Genomic DNA, 7,013 nt, shown 5'->3' with positions numbered 1-7,013 from the left:
GCAGCAGGTCCTCGATCTGGTCGAGCGCCTGCACCGCGGTCGTCGGATCGTTGATGGCGGGTGACAGCGCCTTGATCGCGATGTCGACCAGCAGCCGGATCGGATATTTCGGATCCTGTTCGAAGGTCCGGTCCGCACCGAGCTTGACCGCCCGCCGCAGCGCGGCCTCGGGGATCGGCCCGCTGCCGCCGAGGACGCGCAGCATCACGCTGCCATCCATCATCATGTCGCCCACCGCGCATTCCACCTTGATGCGCGCGCGCACGCCCTCCGCGAGGCCGATCAGTGCCGGGATATCGTAGCGCTGCACGTAGCGCGGCGGGCCTGCGTGCCGGAGCATCTGCGTCATTGGAACCGGCGCCGCTTCCTCGGCCCGGGGGCCGCCGCGCCGGGCAGCATGTGGCGCGAGCGTCGCGAAGGTCTGCCGGATGACCTTGCGCCCCTGGTCGCCGATGTAGCGCAGCGTGTTCGTGATCTGCAGGTCGCCCAGCCGGCGCATCAGCAGCCCGAAGGCCACGAGGCTGACGAACAGCAGCCCGACGGCGACGAGAGAGGAGATGGTGAGGACCCGGCCCGATCCGCCGCGGTCGGCCCAGGCCGCCGCGGCGAGCGAGTAGGTGAAGGTCGCGAAGAAGATGCCGAGTGCATGGAACAGGACGGGGTCGCGCGCGAAGCGGTTGGCGAAGCGCGGCGAATAGGTCACCGCGCTGAACTGGAGCATGACGAAGGCGATCGAGAAGACGATACCCGTCAGCGCCATCATCCCCGACGCGATCGAGGTCAGCACGGCGAGCGCTGAGCCGGCGGAGATGCCGATCTCGAAGGACGGGGCGAGCGCGTGCTCGACGCGCGGCAAGACGGTGGCGGCCACCAGGCTGACCAGCGTGTAGACCATCGGAATGAGCCAGACCGGCATGTGGCGCATCCTTCAGGCAGAGGCCGGCTTCGCGTCGCGCGCGAACCAGGCGGCGGCCACGAGGCTGACCAGGATCTGCAGCGGCACGCCGAGCACGACCATCACCGTCGCGCGTGGGTCCATATCGGACGCGGCAAGCAGCGGCGCCACGGCGGCGCCCACGTTCCGCGTGCCCAGGCCGAGGGCGAGCACACTGCGCTGCGGCTGCGAGAGCCCGCGCGACAACCCGTAGCCCGCCGCGGTCAGCACGCTCAGGTAGAGGACCATCGTGCCGATCGCGAAGCTGCCGAAGCTGCTGACGAAGCCGCGCCCGTACATCACGACGCACAGGACGAGCAGCGCCAGGGCGGCGATGCCGGCGACGCGCCGGACCGGGGGGCGCAACGATGCCGCGAAGGCCGGCGTGGCACGGTGCAGCAGGAGCCCGGCGAGCAGCGGGATCAGCACCATGAGCAGCAGGGGCTGTGCGATCGTCCAGGCCCCCGCGGCCATGCCCGGGACCAGCAACGGTACGGCCATCGGCATGAGAATAACGGTGCCGACCGCGCAGAGCAGCAGCATCGCCGGGACGTAGCCCATGTCGCCCTGTGCCCGCCCGACCATCATCGGCAGGAAGGGCGCGCAGGGGGCTAGGCTGAGCAGCAGCAGGCCGCTTGCATAGGGTTGATCGAGCGGGCTGATTCGCGTCAGCAGCCAGGCAAGCAACGGCCCAAGAAGGAAGGCGAAGAGCACCGCGTAGGCGAGGAAGCGCGGATCGCGCAGCCCCTTCAGCGCCTCGGTCACGCTGAGCCCGAGGCCCATCTCCAGCAGCGATCCCGCCATGAAGACCAGCACCAGGATCTTCAGGGCGAGGGTAAGGGTGGCGTCCATGTCGTCCGTCCGTCTCAGGATCGTCCGGCCGGCGACGATCCGGGCGACAGAGCATGCCCATGCGTCGCCGTTCCGGGAACCATCGTCCTGCCCATGCGCGCGACGTCCATGCCCCAGAACGCAGCATGGCGCGGGATCGGCGGCAACGCAGTACGTTACTGTTAGCCGCCGGCCGCGATCCGGCCTCGACGCGTGCGCCATTCCCCCGCCGCCAATCCCGCGCACCTGGTTCGACATCCGTATCGTCAAGGACCCCGCGCAGGCCGGGTGATGTGCGCTTATTCCACGCGCGCACCGGACGCGGAGCGGGATGGCGTCATGTCACCGTAACTTACGCCGAGCCCTCCGCCGCCCGCGATCAGGCGGCATCGGCAGGTGCTAGGAAGGCGGACGTGCATCGTGATGCCACCGATGCCGTTCCTCACGGAGGATCGACATGACACGCCGCGCCCTCGTCCCGCTGCCACATCCCCCCGCGCGGCGATCCGCGGACCCGACGCGCTGAGCCCGTCATCCTCCGCGCAGGGCGTGCCATCGGTCGGTGCCGCGGGAGGGGCGACGTCCGGAGCACGGCACTCGTCCGCCGCGGTGGCGCAACCCTCCAGGAATGCCACGGATGCATGTCGGCGAACTGCCCGAAGGTCTCGAAGCGGCGGTGAGCGCTGCGGCGTCATGGCTCAAGCTCGGCATCGAGGCGGTCAGCGTCGCCATCATCCTGGTCGCGATGCTGCTGGCGCTGGTGAGGCTGGTCGGCCACGCCTTTGGCCGGGAGATGGGCGATGTGCGGATGGGCCTCGCGCGCGGCCTGTCGCTCGCGCTGGAGTTCCAGCTCGCCGCGGACATCGTCGGCACCGCGATCTCGCCGGACTGGGACCAGATCGGCAAGCTCGCGGCCGTGGCCGCGATCCGCACCTTCCTGAACTTCTTCCTCCAGCGGGAACTCGCGGAGGAGCAGGCGGCGCCGCCTGCGCCTCGCCCGGGCCCGATGGACATCCACGGAGGACGCGACTGACATGAAGAAGACCGCGAAGGGCAAGGGCCACGCCGGGCACGGGAAGGCGGAGAAGGCCCCGCATGCCGCAACACCGCCCGCCCCGCCGCAGACCTCGCCGTTCAAGGACCGGCAGGCCGCCGGGCGCGCGCTGGCGAAGAAGGCGCCGCTGAGGGAAAACTCCGCCTGGCGAGCGGCGATGCGCCAGCACGACCCGATCGATCTGCTCATCGAGAGCAGCAAGGGCCGGATCGAGCACCTCGTCCCGATCCGCTACGGCCGCATGCTCGCGAACCCCTTCGCCTTCTATCGCGGATCGGCAGCGGTGATGGCGGCTGACCTGTCCCGCACGCCGTCCTCCGGTATCCAGGTGCAGGCCTGCGGCGACTGCCACGCGGTCAATTTCGGCGGCTTCGCGACACCCGAGCGGCGCATCGTGTTCGACATCAACGATTTCGACGAAACCTCCGCCGCACCCTGGGAATGGGACGTCAAGCGGCTCGTCGCGAGCTACGTGCTGCTCGGCCGGTATCGGAACTTCTCGCTCGACGACACGCGCGAATGCGCCTGGCGCGCCGCGCGCGCCTACCGCAAGCGCATGCTGCGCTACGCGGAGATGTCCATCCTCGACATTTGGTACGACAGCTTCGACCTCGACGAGTTGCTCGAGGAAGCGGGCAACCCGGCCATGCAGAAGAAGCAGCAGAAGAAGGTCAAGGAAGGGACCGAGACGTCCAGCCACGCGCTGGAGTTCGAGAAGCTCGCCGTGCGCAGCCGGCCCGAGCCGCGCATCCGCGACCAGCCGCCCCTGATCTACCACGTGGATGACGAGCGCGGGCGGCACTTCCGCGACGACGTCGCGGAATCCTTCCGGCGCTACAAGGAGTCGGTGCTGCCCTCGGTCGCGATGCTGCTCGACCGCTACCGGCTGGTCGACGTCGCGATGAAGGTGGTGGGCGTGGGCAGCGTCGGCACGCTCTGCGCCATGGTGCTGCTGATGTCGGGCAATGGCGACCCGCTGTTCCTCCAGGTGAAGGAGGCGCGGCGATCGGTGCTGGAACCCTATGCCGGCGCGAATCCGGTCGCGCATCCGGGCGAACGCGTGGTGCGCGGCCAGCGCCTGATGCAGTCGGCGAGCGACATGTTCCTCGGCTGGCTGACCGGCGCGGGCAAGGGCCATCCGAACCTCTATGTCCGGCAGTTGAACGACGTGAAGATCAAGCCGCAGATCGAGGTCGCGATCCCGTCCGGCACCAAGGTCTACGCCCGGTACACCGGCATGGCGCTGGCGCGCGCACATTGCCGGTCCGGCGACCCGGTGCTGCTGGCGGCCTATATGGGCGAGAGCGAGGCCTTCGAGGACGCGATGGCGGATTTCGCCGCCGCCTATGCCGACCAGGCCGAGCGCGACCATGAGGCGATGGTCGCCGCGGTGCGCGCGGGACGGATCGAGATCCGCTCGGAAGCCTGAGCGGAGATCACGAGAGGAGGCCGGGCATGAGTGCGCAGCGAACCGCCGCATCGACAGCCGCGGCATTGCTGCCGCCGCTTGGCTGGCTGCGCGGCTATACCGGGGCGTGGCTTGGCGGGGATCTCGTCGCCGGCGTCACGCTCGCAGCCTATGCGCTGCCGGTGGCGCTCGCCTACGCGACGCTCGCGGGGCTGCCGCCGCAGGTGGGCGTCTATGGCTATATGCTCGGCGGGCTTGGCTACGCGCTGCTCGGCTCCTCCCGCCATCTCGCGATCGGGCCGACATCGGCGATCTCGCTCATGGTGGCCGCGAATGTCGGCGTGATGGCGGGCGGGGATGCCGCGCGCTACGCGGAGATCGCGAGCCTCGCCGCCTTCACCATCGCCCTGCTGTGCCTGCTCTCCTGGGCGCTGCGGCTCAGCGTGCTGGTGAAGCTGATCAGCGACAGCATCCTCGTCGGCTTCAAGGCGGGCGCGGGCATAACCATCGCGGTGACGCAGCTGCCTTCCCTGTTCGGCGTCGCGGGCGGCGGGCAGAACGTGATCGAGCGCCTCGTGCTACTGGCGCGGCAATTGCCGGACCTCAACGCGATCACGCTGGGCGTGGGTCTGGCGGGTCTCGTGCTGCTGGTCGTGGGCGGCAGGGCGCTGCCGGGACGGCCCGTCGCGCTCGGCGTGGTCGTGCTGTCGATCCTCGCGGCGAGCCTGTTCGGCTTGGCCGGCCATGGCGTGGTGATCACCGGCTCCATCCCGGCGGGGCTTCCCGAGATCGGCCTGCCCTCGCTCCGGCTGTCGGATGTCGAGGGGATCGTGCCGCTCGCCGCCGGCTGCCTGCTGCTCGCCTACATCGAGGGCGTCTCGGCCGCGCGCAGCTTCGCCGAGAAGCACGGCTACGCGCTGAACCCGCGGCAGGAATTCCTCGGCATCGGGGCGGCGAACCTGATGGCGGGCCTCGGCCACGGCTATCCGGTCGCGGGCGGGCTGTCGCAATCGGCCGTGGCGGAGAAGGCAGGATCGCGCACGCCGCTGACGCTCGTCTTCGCCTCGGCGACGCTGGCACTCTGCCTCTTGTTCCTTACCGGCCTGCTCGCGAACCTGCCCAAGGCGACGCTGGCGGCGGTGGTGCTGACGGCGGTGGCGGGGCTGATCGATGTGCGCGAACTGGCGCGGCTGTGGCGTGTCAGTCGCGTGGATTTCGCCGCCGCCGCGGTTGCGCTGACGGGCGTGCTGCTGCTCGGCATCCTGCAGGGGATCCTGCTCGCCGCGCTCGCCTCGGTGCTGATGATGCTGGTCCGGGCGAGCCGGCCGCATGTCGCCTTCCTGGGCCGTGTGCCCGGCACCTCGCGCTACGGCGACGTCGCACGGCATCCGGAGAACGAACCGATCCCCGGCGTGCTCGCCTTCCGCCCGGACGGATCGGTGCTCTACGTGAACGCCGAGGCCGTGATGGAGGCGGTGCTCGCGCGGCTGGACGCGGAGCCGCCGGGCTCGATTCGGCTCGTGGTGTGCGACCTGTCGGCGTCCCCGCACATGGACCTGCCGGCGGTGGCGATGCTGCGCAAGCTGCACGCGGCGCTCGCCGCGCAGGGCATCCGCCTCCTCGCCACGGGCGCGCATGGCGGCGTGCGCGATCTGCTGCGGCGCGACGGTGTCGCGGAGTTGCTCGGCGGCATCGGGCGCGATCTGACGCTGGAGGCCGTTCTCGACGACGCGGCATCTCCGCCGATCGCCGCGACGGATCCCACACCATCGAAGCCCCGGCGCGCAGATGTGCCGGGCGACAGCGCCTGAAGACGAGTTCCAGGAGGAGACGACCATGCACCGTGTTATCGCCGTCAGCGTGATTCTCGTCCTCGCCGGCTGCGCCGCGCAGCCAGGCACGCCGGTCACCCTGCCGGCGGGCAGCGCGCCCGCCCCCGGGATTGTCGATGAGGCCGTGACGGTGGGCCAGGACATAGCCGCCTTCTATCGCCGCCCGCAGGCCGGCCAGCCCGCCGCGGCGGCGCGCGCCATCGCCGAGATCGAGTGGCTTGCCGCGACGCTGCCGATGTCACCGCGCTGGTCCACGATCGGCGGGTCGGGGATGACGCAGTTGCAACTCGCGCGGAACGAGGCGCGTGCCGCGCTCGGCATCCCGCCGGGCGCGCCGGCGCAGAGCGTGATCAACGGGCTCGCCGCCGCCTCGACCGCGCTGGCCGCGAACGACAGCGCCGGCGTTGCGCGCGCCCTGCCGCGCGCGACCTTCCCGCTGGGACCGGAGGAAACCGTCCGCCGACTGTCCGCGCCGCCGCAGAACCGCAGCATCATGGCTGCGCTGGCGTCGCTCAGCGCGGCGCGGCGCGGCGGCGGCGGCTGATGTCCCGGCACAGCTCGCGCATGGAGGGATGGGCATAAGGCCGTGCTTCATCATCCTGACGTCAAAGTCTCTCATCACCGCGACACGCCGCAGGCGCGTGGCTTACGCGGGCGTGCCCATGAGCTCCTGAATTGACGCCGATGACTGGGCTCATGCCATCCCCCGCGGGCTCCCATGCTGCCGCTGCGTTGCACGAACACAGGACTTGCGCATGAGCGTCGAGCAGCATCCCGCCGCACCGCATCACGTCCCTTGGTTCGTGCCTGGCCCGGACGGGAGCGACCCGCTGCTGGTGGGCACCGGCATCTTCCTGGTTGTTGCCGTGATCTGCTTCGGCATCCTGTTCCTGCGGCTGCACACGCTGCCGGAACGCATGGCCCATGGCAGCAAGAAGATGCAGTTCGAGATCG

7 protein-coding genes are annotated in these 7,013 nt (G+C 70.4%); 5 read left to right on the top strand and 2 right to left on the bottom strand.

Annotated features, from left to right (window positions below; translation table 11 throughout):
- Together HW577_RS17320 and HW577_RS17315 are read right to left on the bottom strand one after the other, a co-directional pair.
- Positions 1–916, bottom strand: a 916-nt coding sequence (locus HW577_RS17320) for a DUF2254 family protein (RefSeq protein WP_198377399.1), incomplete at its 3' end; no start/stop codon positions are given.
- 12 nt (positions 917–928) lie between these two features.
- Positions 929–1,786: a bile acid:sodium symporter gene (locus tag HW577_RS17315; protein WP_198377398.1), complete on the bottom strand. Its 858-nt coding sequence runs from the start codon at positions 1,784–1,786 to the stop codon at positions 929–931.
- A 616-nt stretch (positions 1,787–2,402) separates the two neighbouring features.
- Here HW577_RS17315 and HW577_RS17310 point away from each other — a divergent pair.
- From HW577_RS17310 to HW577_RS17290, 5 genes are all read left to right on the top strand, one after another.
- On the top strand, positions 2,403–2,798 hold the full coding sequence (locus HW577_RS17310) for a DUF1622 domain-containing protein (protein ID WP_198377397.1): 396 nt from the start codon (positions 2,403–2,405) through the stop codon (positions 2,796–2,798).
- A gap of 1 nt (position 2,799) precedes the next feature.
- The gene (locus tag HW577_RS17305) at positions 2,800–4,248 is read left to right on the top strand and encodes a DUF2252 domain-containing protein (protein WP_198377396.1); all 1,449 of its coding nucleotides are present in this window, start codon (positions 2,800–2,802) and stop codon (positions 4,246–4,248) included.
- A gap of 26 nt (positions 4,249–4,274) precedes the next feature.
- On the top strand, positions 4,275–6,038 hold the full coding sequence (locus HW577_RS17300) for a SulP family inorganic anion transporter (protein ID WP_198377395.1): 1,764 nt from the start codon (positions 4,275–4,277) through the stop codon (positions 6,036–6,038).
- A 25-nt stretch (positions 6,039–6,063) separates the two neighbouring features.
- The gene (locus HW577_RS17295) at positions 6,064–6,603 is read left to right on the top strand and encodes a hypothetical protein (RefSeq protein ID WP_198377394.1); all 540 of its coding nucleotides are present in this window, start codon (positions 6,064–6,066) and stop codon (positions 6,601–6,603) included.
- A gap of 211 nt (positions 6,604–6,814) precedes the next feature.
- Positions 6,815–7,013, top strand: a 199-nt coding sequence (locus tag HW577_RS17290) for a hypothetical protein (RefSeq protein ID WP_419956595.1), incomplete at its 3' end; no start/stop codon positions are given.

Source organism: Neoroseomonas rubea (genome assembly GCF_016106015.1).
Classification (GTDB): domain Bacteria; phylum Pseudomonadota; class Alphaproteobacteria; order Acetobacterales; family Acetobacteraceae; genus Neoroseomonas; species Neoroseomonas rubea.
Note: the sequence above shows the minus strand (reverse complement) of the source record. Positions and strands in the feature narration are given on the sequence as shown.